The sequence below is a fragment of the Agromyces subbeticus DSM 16689 genome (assembly GCF_000421565.1).
GTDB classification, from domain to species: Bacteria; Actinomycetota; Actinomycetes; order Actinomycetales; family Microbacteriaceae; genus Agromyces; species Agromyces subbeticus.
Genome location: NZ_ATXG01000024.1, coordinates 17668 through 31622, shown reverse-complemented (window position 1 = coordinate 31622; position 13955 = coordinate 17668). Strand labels below are relative to the sequence as shown.

At 69.7% G+C, this 13955-nt stretch carries 15 protein-coding genes and 1 riboswitch; of the genes, 7 read left to right on the top strand and 8 right to left on the bottom strand.

Annotation, left to right across the window (positions count from 1 at the left end):
- Positions 1-54 precede the first annotated feature (54 nt).
- Positions 55-885: a 16S rRNA (cytidine(1402)-2'-O)-methyltransferase gene (gene rsmI, locus H521_RS0119840; protein WP_022894751.1), complete on the bottom strand. Its 831-nt coding sequence runs from the start codon at positions 883-885 to the stop codon at positions 55-57.
- A gap of 99 nt (positions 886-984) precedes the next feature.
- Here rsmI and H521_RS0119835 point away from each other — a divergent pair, with 99 nt between their 5' ends.
- The 5 genes from H521_RS0119835 to H521_RS0119815 are packed head-to-tail and all read left to right on the top strand — an operon-like array spanning position 985 to position 6356.
- Complete coding sequence (locus H521_RS0119835) at positions 985-2232, top strand: sensor histidine kinase (protein WP_022894750.1); 1248 nt, start codon at positions 985-987, stop codon at positions 2230-2232.
- Complete coding sequence (locus tag H521_RS0119830; RefSeq protein WP_022894749.1) at positions 2220-2879, top strand: response regulator; 660 nt, start codon at positions 2220-2222, stop codon at positions 2877-2879. The genes H521_RS0119835 and H521_RS0119830 overlap by 13 nt, the downstream gene beginning before the upstream one ends.
- Before the next feature lie 22 nt (positions 2880-2901).
- Positions 2902-3708: a DUF4097 family beta strand repeat-containing protein gene (locus tag H521_RS0119825; protein ID WP_022894748.1), complete on the top strand. Its 807-nt coding sequence runs from the start codon at positions 2902-2904 to the stop codon at positions 3706-3708.
- A 41-nt stretch (positions 3709-3749) separates the two neighbouring features.
- Positions 3750-5366: a dolichyl-phosphate-mannose--protein mannosyltransferase gene (locus H521_RS0119820; protein WP_022894747.1), complete on the top strand. Its 1617-nt coding sequence runs from the start codon at positions 3750-3752 to the stop codon at positions 5364-5366.
- Positions 5367-5387: 21 nt separating this feature from the next.
- Positions 5388-6356 carry a YeiH family protein gene (locus H521_RS0119815; protein WP_022894746.1) on the top strand — a complete coding sequence of 323 codons (969 nt, stop codon included), beginning with the start codon at positions 5388-5390 and terminating at the stop codon, positions 6354-6356.
- Here H521_RS0119815 and H521_RS24575 read toward each other — a convergent pair.
- From H521_RS24575 to H521_RS0119785, 6 genes are all read right to left on the bottom strand, one after another.
- Positions 6332-7345: an NAD(P)-dependent alcohol dehydrogenase gene (locus H521_RS24575; protein ID WP_022894745.1), complete on the bottom strand. Its 1014-nt coding sequence runs from the start codon at positions 7343-7345 to the stop codon at positions 6332-6334. The two genes, H521_RS0119815 and H521_RS24575, sit on opposite strands and share 25 nt — an antisense overlap.
- Positions 7342-8346: an NAD(P)-dependent alcohol dehydrogenase gene (locus H521_RS0119805; protein ID WP_022894744.1), complete on the bottom strand. Its 1005-nt coding sequence runs from the start codon at positions 8344-8346 to the stop codon at positions 7342-7344. Before H521_RS0119805 ends, H521_RS24575 begins: the two co-directional genes overlap by 4 nt.
- Positions 8343-8576: a helix-turn-helix transcriptional regulator gene (locus H521_RS0119800; protein ID WP_022894743.1), complete on the bottom strand. Its 234-nt coding sequence runs from the start codon at positions 8574-8576 to the stop codon at positions 8343-8345. The genes H521_RS0119805 and H521_RS0119800 overlap by 4 nt, the downstream gene beginning before the upstream one ends.
- Positions 8570-9001: a hypothetical protein gene (locus H521_RS0119795; protein ID WP_022894742.1), complete on the bottom strand. Its 432-nt coding sequence runs from the start codon at positions 8999-9001 to the stop codon at positions 8570-8572. The genes H521_RS0119800 and H521_RS0119795 overlap by 7 nt, the downstream gene beginning before the upstream one ends.
- A gap of 133 nt (positions 9002-9134) precedes the next feature.
- A complete protein-coding gene (locus H521_RS0119790) occupies positions 9135-9464 on the bottom strand; it encodes a DMT family transporter (protein WP_022894741.1) in 330 nt (109 codons plus the stop codon).
- 14 nt (positions 9465-9478) lie between these two features.
- A riboswitch (guanidine-III (ykkC-III) riboswitch) is annotated at positions 9479-9544 on the bottom strand.
- Between the two features lie 152 nt (positions 9545-9696).
- Positions 9697-9996 carry an antibiotic biosynthesis monooxygenase family protein gene (locus H521_RS0119785; protein WP_022894740.1) on the bottom strand — a complete coding sequence of 100 codons (300 nt, stop codon included), beginning with the start codon at positions 9994-9996 and terminating at the stop codon, positions 9697-9699.
- A gap of 87 nt (positions 9997-10083) precedes the next feature.
- On the opposite strand from H521_RS0119785, the gene H521_RS0119780 reads away from it, so the two are divergent.
- Together H521_RS0119780 and H521_RS0119775 are read left to right on the top strand one after the other, a co-directional pair.
- Positions 10084-11379 (top strand): O-acetylhomoserine aminocarboxypropyltransferase/cysteine synthase family protein, encoded by a 1296-nt coding sequence (locus H521_RS0119780; protein WP_022894739.1) that lies wholly within the window; start codon positions 10084-10086, stop codon positions 11377-11379.
- Positions 11376-11975, top strand: a complete 600-nt coding sequence (locus H521_RS0119775; RefSeq protein ID WP_040425118.1) for a CoA-binding protein — start codon at positions 11376-11378, stop codon at positions 11973-11975. The genes H521_RS0119780 and H521_RS0119775 overlap by 4 nt, the downstream gene beginning before the upstream one ends.
- Before the next feature lie 58 nt (positions 11976-12033).
- On the opposite strand, the gene H521_RS24570 is transcribed toward H521_RS0119775, so the two are convergent.
- Positions 12034-13935: a CocE/NonD family hydrolase gene (locus tag H521_RS24570; RefSeq protein ID WP_022894738.1), complete on the bottom strand. Its 1902-nt coding sequence runs from the start codon at positions 13933-13935 to the stop codon at positions 12034-12036.
- Between the last annotated feature and the right edge of the window lie 20 nt (positions 13936-13955).

Here is a 13955-nt window from a genome sequence, read left to right as displayed (position 1 = left end):
CTTGCGTGCTTGCAGGGCGGCCTCGTAGAGGTCGCGGGTGCTGAGCGTGCTGTCTCAGCTGCGCGGCTGCTTGCGGGCCTGCAACGCCGCCTCGTAGAGGTCGCGGGTGCTGAGACCGCTCTCGGCGGCGACGAGTGCGGCGGCGTCTTTCATGCGGGTTCCGGATGCCGCGAGCTCGAGCACCCGTTCGAGCGCGGTCTCGGGGTTCGACTCCTGCTCGGGCGCCCCTCCGACCACGATCACGATCTCGCCGCGCACGCCGCCCTCTGCCCAGGTCACGAGCTCGCCGAGCGGGCCGCGGCGCACCTCTTCGAAGAGCTTCGTGAGCTCGCGGCAGACGGCAGCCGGCCGATCGGCGCCGAAGGCCTCGGCGAGCGCGGCGAGGCTCGCTGCGATGCGCGACGGCGACTCGAAGAAGAGCAGCGTGCGGCGGTCGCCGGCGAGTTCGGCGAGCCGACGGCCCCGCTCCCCCGCCTTGCGCGGCAGGAACCCCTCGAAGGCGAACCGGTCGGTCGGCAAGCCCGAGACGGCGAGCGCGGTGAGCACGGCCGACGGCCCGGGGATGACCGTGACCTGCACGCCGGCCGCGGCGGCAGCGGCGACGAGCGGGAACCCCGGGTCGGAGACGGTCGGCATGCCGGCGTCGCTCAAGACGAGCAGGTCGGCCTCGCGGGCGAGCTCGACGAGCTCGTCGGCCTTCTGCCGCTCGTTGTGCTCATGCAGTGCGATGAGCCGCGGCCGGTTCGCGATGCCGAGGCCTGCGAGCAGGCGCTGCGTCACCCTCGTGTCCTCCGACGCGATCACGGTCGTCGTCTCGAGCGCTTCGCGGAGCCGGGCCGACGCGTCGCCGAGGTTGCCGATGGGCGTGGCCGCGAGGATGATCATGCATCAAGTGTGTCGCACGCGTGCGGGGGTCTGCCCCCACGAGAAGACTCGTGCCCGCCGGGCAGCCGCACCGAGCACGACGCCAATACGGTGAGTCCCATGAGAAACGCACTCTCGTTCGGCTGGGCTTCAGCCGTGAGCATCCTGCTCGATGTCGTGCTCGGCAGCCTCTGGTTCTGCCTCGAGTTCACGCTCATCGCCGTGGGTTTCGCGACGATCCCCGTGCTCGGCCTCGGCATCGTGCCCCTCGCCGCCGGCATCGCCCTCACACGGATCTCGGGACCGAGCGAGCGCCTGCGACGCAACGCGCTGCTCGAGACGACGGTGCCACCGGTCGCCCGGAGCCGCACGACCGCGACAGGATGGCGGCGTCCGCTCGCACAGACGTGGAACGACGTGCGCGATCCCGTCACCTGGCGCATCCTGCTCGGCCACTTGCTCACGATGGTCGTGGGCACCGTGTTCTTCGGCATCGTGTGGACGGGGACGCTTGCCGCGCTCGGCCTCATCGTCGGCAGCCCGAACCTCTTCGCCGAGGCCCTCCTCGATGCCACCGAGGCGGCACCCGGGGCGCGTATCCCGCTCGGCATCGCCATCCTCGCCGCCGTTGCCGTCGCCGTGTACTGCGGCGGACTCGTCTCACGCACCATCACCCCGCTCTTCGGGCCGTCGTCGGCCGTCGAACTCCGCACGAAGGTCGACTCGCTCGCCGGAGCGCGCCAGGGCGCCGTGGATGCCGCGGCCATCGAGCGGCAGCGCATCGAACGCGACCTGCACGACGGCGCCCAGCCGCGCCTCGTCGCGATGGCGATGACCCTCGGCATGGCCAAGGCGAAGTTCGACTCCGATCCCGAAGCCGCCCGCGCCATGCTCGAGACCGCGCACGGCGACGCCAAGGCCGCGATCACCGAGCTGCGACAGCTGGCCAGGGGCATCCACCCCGCAGTGCTCACCGACCGCGGGCTCGACGCCGCCCTCTCGGCACTCGCCGCGCGCACCTCGGTGCCGACCACGGTCGACGTGCGCCTCGAACGACGACTGCCGGGCGAGATCGAGGGCGTCGTCTACTTCGCCATCGCCGAAGCGCTCACGAACGTGAGCAAGCACTCGGATGCCGCGAACTGCGCGGTCGTCGTCGGATGTCGCGGAGCCGTGCTCACCGCCACCGTCACCGATGACGGCCGGGGCGGCGCGACCGGCGCCGATGGAACGGCCCACGGAGAGCTCGGGCAGGGCGGACTCGCCGGCATCGCCGCGCGCGTGCGCTCGGCGGGCGGCACCATGACCCTCGACAGCCCGAACGGCGGGCCCACCACCCTCACCCTGGAGTTGCCATGCGCGTCGTGATCGCCGAAGACTCGGTGCTGCTCCGAGCCGGCCTCGAGCTGCTGCTGACCGATGCCGGGCACGACGTGCTCGCCGCGGTCGACACCGCACCCGAACTGCTCGCGGCGGTGGCGCGCCACGAGCCCGACCTCGCCATCGTCGATGTGCGCATGCCGCCGACGTTCAGCGACGAGGGCGTGCGCGCCGCGATCGTGATCAGGGCGCAGCATCCGTCGGTGCGAGTGCTCGTGCTCTCGCAATACGTCGAGGAGCGGTACGCGGCCGATCTCATCGCCGACCGCACCGCGGGCCTCGGTTACCTGCTGAAAGACCGCGTCGCCGACGTCGACACCTTCCTCGAGGCGGTGACGCAGGTCGGCGAGGGCGGCACGGCGCTCGACCCCGAAGTGGTCGCCCAACTCCTGCTGCGCTCCCGTCGCTCCGACGGGCTCGACCGCTTGACCGAACGCGAGCGCGAGGTGCTCGCGCTCATCGCCGAGGGCCGGTCGAACCGCTCGATCGCCGTCGACCTCGTGATCGGCGCCGGTTCGGTCGAGAAGCACATCTCATCGATCTTCACGAAACTCGACCTTCCGCCCGAGGACTCCGGACATCGGCGAGTTCTCGCCGTGCTGCGCTATCTCGGCAGCGATCTCGGATCCCGCTAGCCCCCATCGTCAGGAGCGCACAATGTCTACCACCGCCACCCGCTCGACTCTCCGCACCGCCCTGCTCATCGGCGGCTCCATCCTCGTCATCGGCCTGCTGACCTTCCTCATCGTGTCGGTGGTGTCTGCGGCGAACCGCACCGACGCCTCCCGCGAGGTGGCGATCGACGACGCCTTCGACACGCTCGCCATCACCTCCGAGGTCGCCGACGTCAGAGTGTCGTTCGGCGATGTCGAGCAGCCGCTCGTGGCCTTCGAGCAACGCGGTGCGAACCGCGACATGTCGTTCGAGGCCGAAGCCGCCGGCGGAACACTCACGGTCGCGGTCGCCGAGCACGGCTCGGCCCCGTTCTTCTTCGGCGACGTGGGCGCGGCTCCGCGGCTCGTCGTCACGCTTCCGGCACCGTTCGCCGACAGCGGACTCGCGCTGACGCTCGACGCCGATATCGGCGATGTCGTGCTCGAGGGCGACTTCGGCGTGGTCGACGTGGTCACCACGGTCGGCGACCTGCGCCTCAGCGGCTCCGCGGAGCGCCTCGACGCCGAGTCGACGGTCGGCGACACCACTCTCGACGGGTTCGCCGTCTCGGATGACGCGACGATCTCGACGACCACCGGGCAGGTCGATGCGAGCATCGGGGCGGTGCCGAATCGACTCGACGTCGTCACGACCGTGGGCGACATCACGCTCGTGCTGCCGAACGGCGACTACCGCATCGACACCGCGACCAACATCGGCGACATCACCGTCAACGTGCCCGACAGCCCCGCAGCCGACACGATCGTGCGCGCCGAGACCACGACGGGCGACATCACCATCGGCAACTGAACGACGGCGCTCTGCGCCCACCCCGCGGATAGGGTGGGCGCATGAGTGTGGTCACGGCGTCCGATCCCGACGCCGACGAGAACGTCGCACCCGAACGACGCGGCACCCGCCTCGACGACTGGTGGGCGAGAGTGCTCGCCACCCCGCGGCGGCGCGCACTGTGGTACTGGGGCGGCCCGATCCTCGTGACGCTCATCGCGGCGACGCTGCGGTTCTGGAACCTGGGTCACCCGCAGGCGATCGTCTTCGACGAGACGTACTACGTGAAAGACGCGTGGACCCTGCTGCAGAACGGCTACGAGTCGAGCTGGCCCGAGGGCGCAGACGCCGACTTCGCCGCCGGCGACACCGGTATCTTCCAGGACGCACCCGCCTACGTCGTGCATCCGCCGCTCGGAAAGTGGATGATCTCGCTCGGCATGGCCGCCTTCGGCGCCGGCGACCCCTTCTGGTGGCGCGCGCCCACCGCGCTCGCCGGCACCATCGCGGTGCTCCTCATCACCCTCGTGGCACGGCGGCTGTTCGCCTCGACGATCCTCGCGGTCACCGCCGGACTGCTGTTCGCCGTCGACGGCAACGCGATCGTGATGTCGCGGGTGGCACTGCTCGACAACTGGCTCATGCTCTTCGCCCTGCTCGGGTTCTGGTTCGTGCTGCTCGATCGCGACCGAACCGAGCAGGTGCTCGGGTCACGGCTGGCCGCGTCGCATCACCTCGGCCGCGATCCGCACTACGGACCGGCTCTCTGGGCGCGCCCGTGGATCATCGCCGCCGGGGTCGCCTTCGGCGCCGCCTGCGCCGTGAAGTGGTCGGGAGCGTGGTTCCTCGCGGCCTTCGGCATCTACCTCGTCATCGTCGACGCTGTGGCCCGCCGGCGGGCCGGGGTGCCGTTCTGGCTCACCGGTGCGCTGCTGAAGCAAGCGCCGGTCACCTTCCTGCTCCTCGTGCCCGTCGCAGCCGCCGTCTACCTCGCCTCGTGGACCGGCTGGCTCGTCACCGACGGCGGCTACTACCGGCACTGGGCCGAAGAGGCCGGCAACGCCGCCACGGGCTGGCTCTCGTGGGTGCCGCTGGCCCTGCAGAGCCTCTGGCATTATCACGAGGCGGCCTACGGCTATCACGTCGGCGTGCACAGCGCGCATCCATGGCAGTCGAACCCCCTCACCTGGCTGTTCATGATCCGGCCGACGAACATGTACTTCGCCGCGACCGAAGATGGTTCCGGTGGCTGCGGCGCCGACACGTGCTGGGCCTCGATCATCGAGGTGGGAAACCCCCTCATCTGGTGGGCAGCGGCCGTGGCATCCCTCTACCTGGTCTACCGGCTCGTGCGCTACCGCGAGTGGCAGGTGGGAGCGATCCTCGTCGGCCTCGCCGCCGGTTACCTGCCGTGGCTCGGTTACCTGAACCGCACCGTGTTCCAGTTCTACTCGATCGCGTTCGAGCCGTTCATGCTGCTCGCCCTGGTCTTCGTGATCGGCCTCGTGCTCGGCCGACGCGACGACCCGCAGTGGCGGCGTCAGCGCGGCATCGCGATCGTGGCGATCTTCCTCGGCTTCGTGCTGCTCATCTCGGCGTTCTTCTTCCCGATCTGGTCGGGCGTGCCGGTGACGCCGACGTTCCGGCAGCTGCATTTCTGGCTGCCGAGCTGGGGCTAGCGTAGGAGGATGCGTGTTCGGATGCCGGGACTTCTCGTCGCGGCATCCGCGGCCCTCATCGCCTGGCTCGCACATCTCGCGGTTCCGGCGGTGCCGATCCTCACGGCCGCGGTCGCACTCGGCATCGTGGTGGGGCAGATCCCCGGTCTGCAGCCCGCACTCGCCGGAGGCCTCGCGCCCGGCCTCCGCGTCGCCGCTCGCAGCCTGCTGCGCACTGGCATCGTGCTCCTCGGCCTGAAGCTCAGCCTCGTCGACATCGCCGGCCTCGGCTGGGTAACGATCGCGACGACGGTCGGCGTCGTGCTGCTCACCTTCGTCGGCACCATCGGGCTCGGCCGGGCGTTCGGCCTGCCCGGCCACCAGCCGCTGCTCATCGCGAGCGGCTTCTCGATCTGCGGCGCCTCGGCGATCGGCGCGATGGGCGCCGCCGTGCGCGCCCGCGATGAGGAGCAGGCCGTTCCGGTGGCCCTCGTCACCCTCTGCGGCACGCTCGCGATCGCGGTGCTGCCGGCCCTCTGGCGTCCGCTCGGCCTGTCGAGCACGGAGTTCGGCCACTGGGTCGGCGCCGGCGTGCACGACGTCGGCCAGGTCGTCGCGACCGCGCAGATCGCCGGCACCGCGGCCCTCGCCGTGGCCGTCGTCGTCAAGCTCACCCGGGTGCTCATGCTCGCGCCGATGGTGGCGATCACCACCGCGGTCGAGCGACGTCGGGCAACGGATGACTCGGGCCCTCGCCCCGCGATCGTGCCGCTCTTCGTCGCGGGGTTCCTGGCCGCGGTGCTCGTGAACACGTTCGTGCCCCTGCCCGAGTGGTTGCTCTTCGGCGCCGACCAGGTGCAGACGGCGCTGCTCGCCATGGCGCTCTTCGCGCTCGGCGCCTCGATCCGGCTCGGCGAGCTCGCGAGCACCGGCTGGCGAGCCCTCGTCGTCGGCCTGACTTCGTGGGTGCTCGTCGCAGGGCTCGCCTACGGCGCGGTGCTGCTCGGCTGAGTCTCGGCGGTGCGGCCGGCAGCCGCGACCTGGATCACGACCTTTCCGCGCACGCCGCCCGATTCGAGACGCGCCACGGCATCGGCGGCACGCTCGAGCGGGAACACCTCGTCGACCACCGGGCGCACCTCACCGGCGTCGATGCGACGAGCGAGCTCGGCGAGGTCGTCGCCATTGCGCGAGGCCGCGAGCGGTCGCAGCCGCTGCGGAACGAACGGCGAGATGACGGATGCCGCGGCCATCCGCCCCATCGGCCCCAGCACTGCGCCGCCGCGGCCCGACGACAGCAGCAGCGTTCCCCGTCGGGTGAGCGACCGGCGCACCCGATGGAGCGGGTGGTCGGCGACGAGGTCGAACACGACGTCGTACCGACCCGTGTTCGCGGTGAAGTCGTCACGCGTGTAGTCGATGACGTGGTCGGCGCCGATGGCGAGCACGTGCTCGGCCTTCGAGCCACGGCAGACCCCGGTCACCTCGGCGCCCATGGTCTTCGCGAGCTGCACCGCGAAGCCGCCGACTCCCCCGGAGGCGCCATTGACGAGCACGTGCTGCCCGCGCGAGACGCCCGCGAGCCGAAGGCCCTGGAGCGCCGTCGTGCCGGAGACGACGACGGCTGCGGCGTGCACCGCATCGATCGAGGCCGGTCGCGCCGCGACGAATCGCTCGGGCACCGCGACGAACTCGGCGAAGCCGCCCTGGTCCGACTCCGCATAGACGGCGTCGCCGACCCGGAACCGCGGGCTGCCCGGGCCCACCGCGACGACCTCGCCCGCGACATCCCGGCCGATGGTCGGCCGTTTCGGGCGCCGGAGGCCGAACGCGAGTCGAACCGCTCGAGGCTCACCGCGCATGAGCAGCACGTCGCCCATGCTCACGGCGACCGCCTCGACGCGGATGAGCACCTCGTCGCCGGCCGGCTGCGGCCGGTCGAGTTCAGCGAGCGCGAGCACCTCGGGTCCGCCGTAGCGGTGCTGGACGATGGCTCTCATGGTGCGACCTCCTGAACCCGAACCGGTGCCATGGTGAGCACCACGCTGCCGGCCTTGCGCCCGGTGTCGACCCGGCGATACGCCTCGACGATGTCGTCGAAGGGCACCACCCGGTCGATGACCGGCACCAGCGCGCCTCGCTCGACCAGGTCGACGAGCAGTGCGAGATCGGCCGCCTTCTGCTGCGCGTCGCGCAGCCCGGTGAAGGTGATCCCAGCGCGACGGCCGCGACCGAACCACCGGGTGACGAGCGCCTGCACCAGGATCGCCGCCGACGGGACCGTGCTGAGGTAGATGCCGTGCTCGGCGAGTGCACCACGGCAGGCACCGAACGAGCGCTTGCCGACGGCGTCGAAGATCACGTCGTACGCACCGCGCTCGTCGGCGAAGTCGGCGCGAGCGCGGTCGATCACGCGATCGGCGCCGAGCGACCGCACGAGCTGCTCGTTCGCGGAACTGCACACGCCCACGACCGTGGCCCCGTACTGCTTCGCCAGCTGAACGGCCGCCGAGCCGACCGTGCCCGAGGCGCCGTTGACGAGCACGGTCTGACCCGGCTGCACGTGCGCGAGGTCGCGCAGAAATGGCAGGGCGGTGAGGAACCCGTCGACGATGGCCGCAGCGCCCGCCTGATCGAGTTGCCGCGGCACGTGCACGATCGGACCGTCTTCGGCGATGGCCAGCAACTCGGCGTGCGCTCCGCTCGCCGGTGCGATCGTGCCGAACACCCGGTCTCCTGGTGCGAACCGGCCGACCCGGGCGCCGACGCGTTCGACCACCCCGGCGAAGTCGGAGCCGAGCACCGGATGCTTCGGCTTCACGAGCCCGAAGAACAGGCGAGCGAATCGCGGCGTGCCGCTGCGCCCTGCGCTGTCGGTGACGCCGACGACGCTCGCTTCGACGCGCACGAGCACTTCGTGCTCGGCCGGGGCAGGGGCATCCGTCTCGATGATGCGCACCACGTCGGGTGCACCGTACCGTTCGTGCACTGCGGCTCTCATGATGCCGGCTCCTCGATGTCGGGATAGTGGAACACGTCGTCGAGGGGAACCCCGAAGACCCGCGCGATCTGGAACGCCACCTCGAGCGAGGGCGAGTAGCGCCCCTGCTCGATGGCGATGACGGTCTGGCGTGTGACGCCGAGCCGGCTGGCGAGCTCGGCCTGGGTCATCTCGCCGTGGCGGAATCGCAGCCCGCGGATCTCGTTCGTCACCCGGGTCGGCTTCACCACGTCGGCACGCCCTTGCGGTAGACGACGACCTTCGTGATGCCCGACATGATTCCCGAGATCACGAAGCCGAGGTACAGGGCGTTCGCGATCCAGAAGGTGTCGACGTCGAACATGGCGAGCGCGAGCGCCCCGACACCGCCGATCACGACGAACGAGCCGCCGACCCGCTCGCCGAGCCGATCGATCTCCTTGTCGCGGATGTCGCCCTTGGTGCTCTCGCTCGGCGAGACGATCTCGACGAGGATTCTGCCGACGATGCCGGCGACGATCGCGCCACCGATGGTCCAGAGCATCGGCGTCACCCAGTCGACGTCGTCGACCGAGGTGCCCGCGAGCAGCTGCGGCAGCACGAGGAACAGGTAGACGGCGTAGCCGCCGACGGCGATCGTGAGCAGGACCCACGTGCCCTTCTCTTCGTACGACATGGTCGGGCTCCTTCGAATGCCGAATCGATGTAAAACATTGCTGACATTCGTAAATGTAAAACATCGACGACACGAAGTCAAGTATTCTTTACATGTTCGATGAAGCGCCGTCACCGGCACCGAGCGCGCGGCCCTAGTGGCCTGCGCCGCCGTCGACGAACTTCAGGCCGATGACGCAGCCGATGAGCCCGACGAGCAGGAGGATCTTGACCCACGAGACATCCGTGTCACCGGTGGCCATCGCCCAGATCACGGTGAGTGCCGCGCCGATGCCGACCCACACCGCGTAGGCCGTGCCGGTCGAGATGTCGCGCATCGCCCACGCGAGGCCGGCCATCGAGAGCACGAGCGCGCCGAAGAAGACGACCGATGGCCAGAGCTTCGTGAAGCCCTCGGACTTGCCGAGCGCGGTGGCCCACACTGCTTCGAGCACGCCCGAGATGATGAGGATGATCCATGCCATGACTGTTCACTCCCAGTGGCCAGTCTTGTCGCGTTCCGGGTACTGATCCCTCGTCCGGGGCCCCATCGTCGTGGCCTGCCTCGATCGTAGCAACGGGCACTGGGCAGTGCCTGTGCAGGAATCAGGGCCTGTGCAGGAATCAGGGCCTGTGCAGGAGTCAGGGCCAGTGCAGAAATCAGGCCAGTGAAGGAATCAGGGCCTGTGCAGCACGAGCGGCGGGGTGCCGGCGTGCTCAGCCGACGCGCGCCACCTCGGCGAAGTGCTCGACGACCGGGAACGGCTCGTAGAAGTCGTGCAGCAGCTCGCGCCACCGCCCGTACTCCGGCGAACCCCTGAACCCGACCGCGTGCGCTTCGACGCTCTGCCAGTGCACGAGCAGCAGGTACTCGTTGGGCGTCTCGATCGAACGCGACAGGCGCAGGTCGACGAAACCCGGCATGGACGAGATGATCGCCGTCGCCTCGGCGAAGGCGCGCTCGAAGTCGGCCTCGCGGCCGGGCTCGACGGGCAGGACGGCATGCTCGAGGATCACCGGACCAGCGTATCGACCCGAGACATCCGTTGCCTCGCGTTACGCGGCCGAGCGGCCAGCGCGCCGCACGGCAGTAGCGTTGCGGGCATGGCAGACCGCGAATACGGCTTCAAGACCCGCGCCATCCACGCGGGCAACATCCCCGACCAGGTGACGGGAGCCCGCGCGCTGCCGATCTACCAGACGAGCGCCTACGTCTTCGACGACACCGCCGACGCCGCGGCGCGATTCGCGCTGCAGAAGTACGGCAACATCTACTCCCGGCTCGCCAACCCCACGGTCGCGAGCTTCGAGGAGCGCGTCGCGAGCCTCGAGGGCGGCCTCGGCGCCGTCGCCACCGCGAGCGGTCTGAGCGCGCAGTACATCACCTTCGCGAGCCTCGCCGGCACGGGCGATCACATCGTCGCCTCCGCGAACCTCTACGGCGGCTCGATCACGCAGCTGGATGTCACGCTGCGCCGCTTCGGCATCGAGACGACCTTCGTGCAGTCCGCCGATGCCGCCGACTACGCCGCCGCCATCACCGACAAGACGAAGGCGCTCTTCGTCGAGACGATCGCGAACCCCTCCGGGGAGATCGCCGACCTCGAGGCGCTCGCCGACGTCGCGCACGCGCACGGCATCCCGTTCATCGTCGACTCGACGATCGCCACGCCCTACCTCAACCGGCCGATCGAGTGGGGCGCCGACATCGTCACGCACTCGGCGACGAAGTTCCTCGGCGGCCACGGCACGACCCTCGGCGGCGTCGTCGTCGAATCCGGCCGGTTCGACTGGCACTCCGAGAAGTTCCCGCTCTTCGGTCAGCCCGTGCCGAGCTACGGCGGCCTGCAGTGGTCGGGCAACTTCGGCGAGTACGCGTTCCTCACGCGGCTCCGCGCGGAGCAGCTGCGCGACATCGGCCCCGCCCTCGCTCCGCACTCGGCGTTCCTGCTCGCGCAAGGCGTCGAGACGCTCCCCTACCGAATTCAGGCGCACATCGACAACGCCCGGGTCGTCGCCGAGTGGCTCGACGCCGACCCCCGCATCGAGCGCGTGCTCTGGGCGGGCCTGCCCGAACACCCGCACCACGACCGCGCCCTGAAGTACCTGCCCAAAGGCCCGGGCTCGGTGTTCAGCTTCGAGGTGAAGGGCGGCCGCGCAATCGGGCAGGCGCTCATCGAGAACGTCAACCTCGCGAGCCACCTCGCGAACATCGGCGACGCCAAGACCCTCATCATCCACCCGGCCTCGACGACGCATGTGCAGCTGACCGAGCAGCAGCTCGTCGACGCCGGCGTGCTGCCGGGGGTTGTGCGACTCTCCGTCGGCATCGAAGATGTTGAGGACATCATCGACGACCTCGATCAGGCCCTCACGATCGCGACGGGAGCAGCACGATGACCGAAGCAGCCACCATCGACGAGACGAGCACGGGCGACACCGAGACCGTTCGCCTCGTCAACGGCCTCTCCTGCGAGCTGCCGGCGAGCTCGCCGCTCGCGAAGCTCCTGAAGTCGCAGCGCACCTGGACCGGGCCCGACGCGAAGCAGCGGCTCAAGATCCTGAACGCGGCGAAGTCGGTCGCGATCGTCGGTGCCTCCCCGAAGCCGCAGCGCTCGAGCTTCTTCGTCGGCACCTACCTGCAGCAGTCGAGCGACTACCGCCTGTACTTCGTGAACCCCATGGAGACCGAGATCCTCGGCCAGCCCGCGTATGCGAGCCTCGCCGACCTGCCCGAGGTGCCCGACATCGTCGTGGTCTTCCGCCGCGGCTCCGACATCCCCCAGGTCGTCGACGAGGTCGTGGCATCCGGCGCCAAGACCATCTGGGTGCAACTCGGCATCTGGAACGAAGAGGCCGCGTACGACGGAGAGGCGAAGGGCCTCACCGTCGTCATGGACCGCTGCATCAAGGTCGAGCACGCGCGCTTCCACGGCGGCCTGCACCTGCTCGGCTTCGACACCGGGCAGATCACGTCGCGCAAGACAGTTCGCTGACTCGCAGCGCCACCGACCGGGCCTCAGCCGCGGTCAGTGGCGCTCCTCGCTGATCCGGTCAGTTGCCGGGCCACACCGTCGCGTCGAGGTCGGGCAGGGTTCCGGGGCTGAGGGTCTCGGTGTCCTTCTCGGTCAGGTGACCAGGGCCGAACCCGGCCATCGGTCCCGACACCGGTAGGTTCAGCTTCGAACCGCGGAGATCGACCGTGTAGGTGGTCGCGGCCGTGTCGACGGCCACGACACCGTTCCGGCTGCCGCTGACCACGAGGCCGAGCTGGTGACCTGCCGGGACGACGACGTCGTTGGCAGCCAGTTCGACGGTGACCTTATGGTTGCCCGCGCCGTCCAGTCGGGCCCAGCCCCGGGCCAGGACCTGCAGTTCGGTGCTCGAGATGCGCTTGGCGACGTCGTTGTAGCAGGCGTCGTCGGTTGCGGTCGCCGGGCCCCAGCAGGACTCCGTGCTCAGCGTCAGCGCACCGTCACCGGAGGAGCTGATGCGATCCATCACCCCGTAGTCGACCAGCATGACCGACACCTGCCCGACCGGTGCGGTGTGCGTGACATCGAGGTCGACTGTCGGCGTGCCCGAGATCCGGACGTCGTGCTTGGTCGTGCCGGTGAGGAACTGCAGCCGGTTGGCGTTGTCGCCGATCTTGACCGCGTTCGCCTCGCTCAGTGCGGTCGAGTTGATGTAGCTGACCGTGGAGCGGTCCTGCTTGCCCAGCATCAGCGTGCCGTCGGAGTGCAGGTTCAGCGACTGGGTGCGAGCGGACGAGATCGGCCAGGTCTTCGACTGCTCCCACTGGTTCGGCGCGGTCTCGACGCTCACCGCGGGCTCGCGGTCGATACCGTTGTCGATGTCCATGAGCTCGTGGTCGAACCATCGGTGAAGGGTGTCGACCCACAGCGCGCGCTCGGAGTCGAACGGGTCCACGTGCCCGAGGCGGGTGAGCCACATCTTGCGGTCGACACCCTGTTCGCCGAGGTCGTCCCACCACTTCGAGGCATTCATCGTCTTGACGTTGGTGTCCTGCAGCCCGTGCATGATGAACACGCTGGCCGTGACCTTCGATACGTCGTAGAAGGTGCCCTCGCGGTAGTCGCGCTCGGCCCAGAAGTCGGTGTACGCACCGGTCTCGTCGCCGTCGTTGGCGTTCATCCAGTCCAGTCGCGCCGTGCAGTCGGTCGCGATCGTCCGATTCGACGCGACCGAGCGGGACAGGCTGCTCGGATAGTTGAACGACTTCACCGCACCCTGCCAGCGGTTGTAGTCGTACCAGGAGCTGATCGCGCTGATCGGCACGATGGTCTCGAGCCCTTCGACGCCGGTGGCGGCGACGCCGTTGGCCAACGTCCCGTCGTACGACTTGCCGATCATGCCGGTCTTGCCGTTGCTCCAATCGGCGTCGACGACGGCGCCGCCGGCATCGTGGGCGACCCCATTGCCGGCCAGCCACTCGACGACCGCCTTGACCGACTCGATGTCGGAGCGACCGCCCTCATCGGTGCAGCCGGTCGAGCGGGCGGTCCCCGCCATGTCGACGGCGACGAAGGCGTAGCCGCGGGGCACGAAGTAGTTGTCGTAGTAGAGCGGGAACTTGACGAGGTTGCCGTCGGCGTCGTAGACCTTGCGCTCCGCCTCGTTGCCCCGACCGGAGCTCAGGTAGTAGGGGCTGGCGTCCATGATGATCGGGACCCTGGCGTTGCCGTCCAGTTCGCGGGGCCGGATGATGTCGGTCGCGATCTGTTCGTCGTCACCGTCACCGTCGAGGTCGGGGGCGGTGACCCACACCGTCTCCCGGATGGCACTGGCGTAGTCGTAGATCGGGGCGGTGACATTGTCGACGAGCGTGACCGGCGGGTTGTCGGTCGGCGCCGCGATGGCGGCTCCCGCCCCACCGAGTGCGAGCGGTGCCGCGATGGCGACCGAGCCCGCGAGGGCGAGAATTCTGGATTTCACAAGGAGGTCCTTCCGTCGCG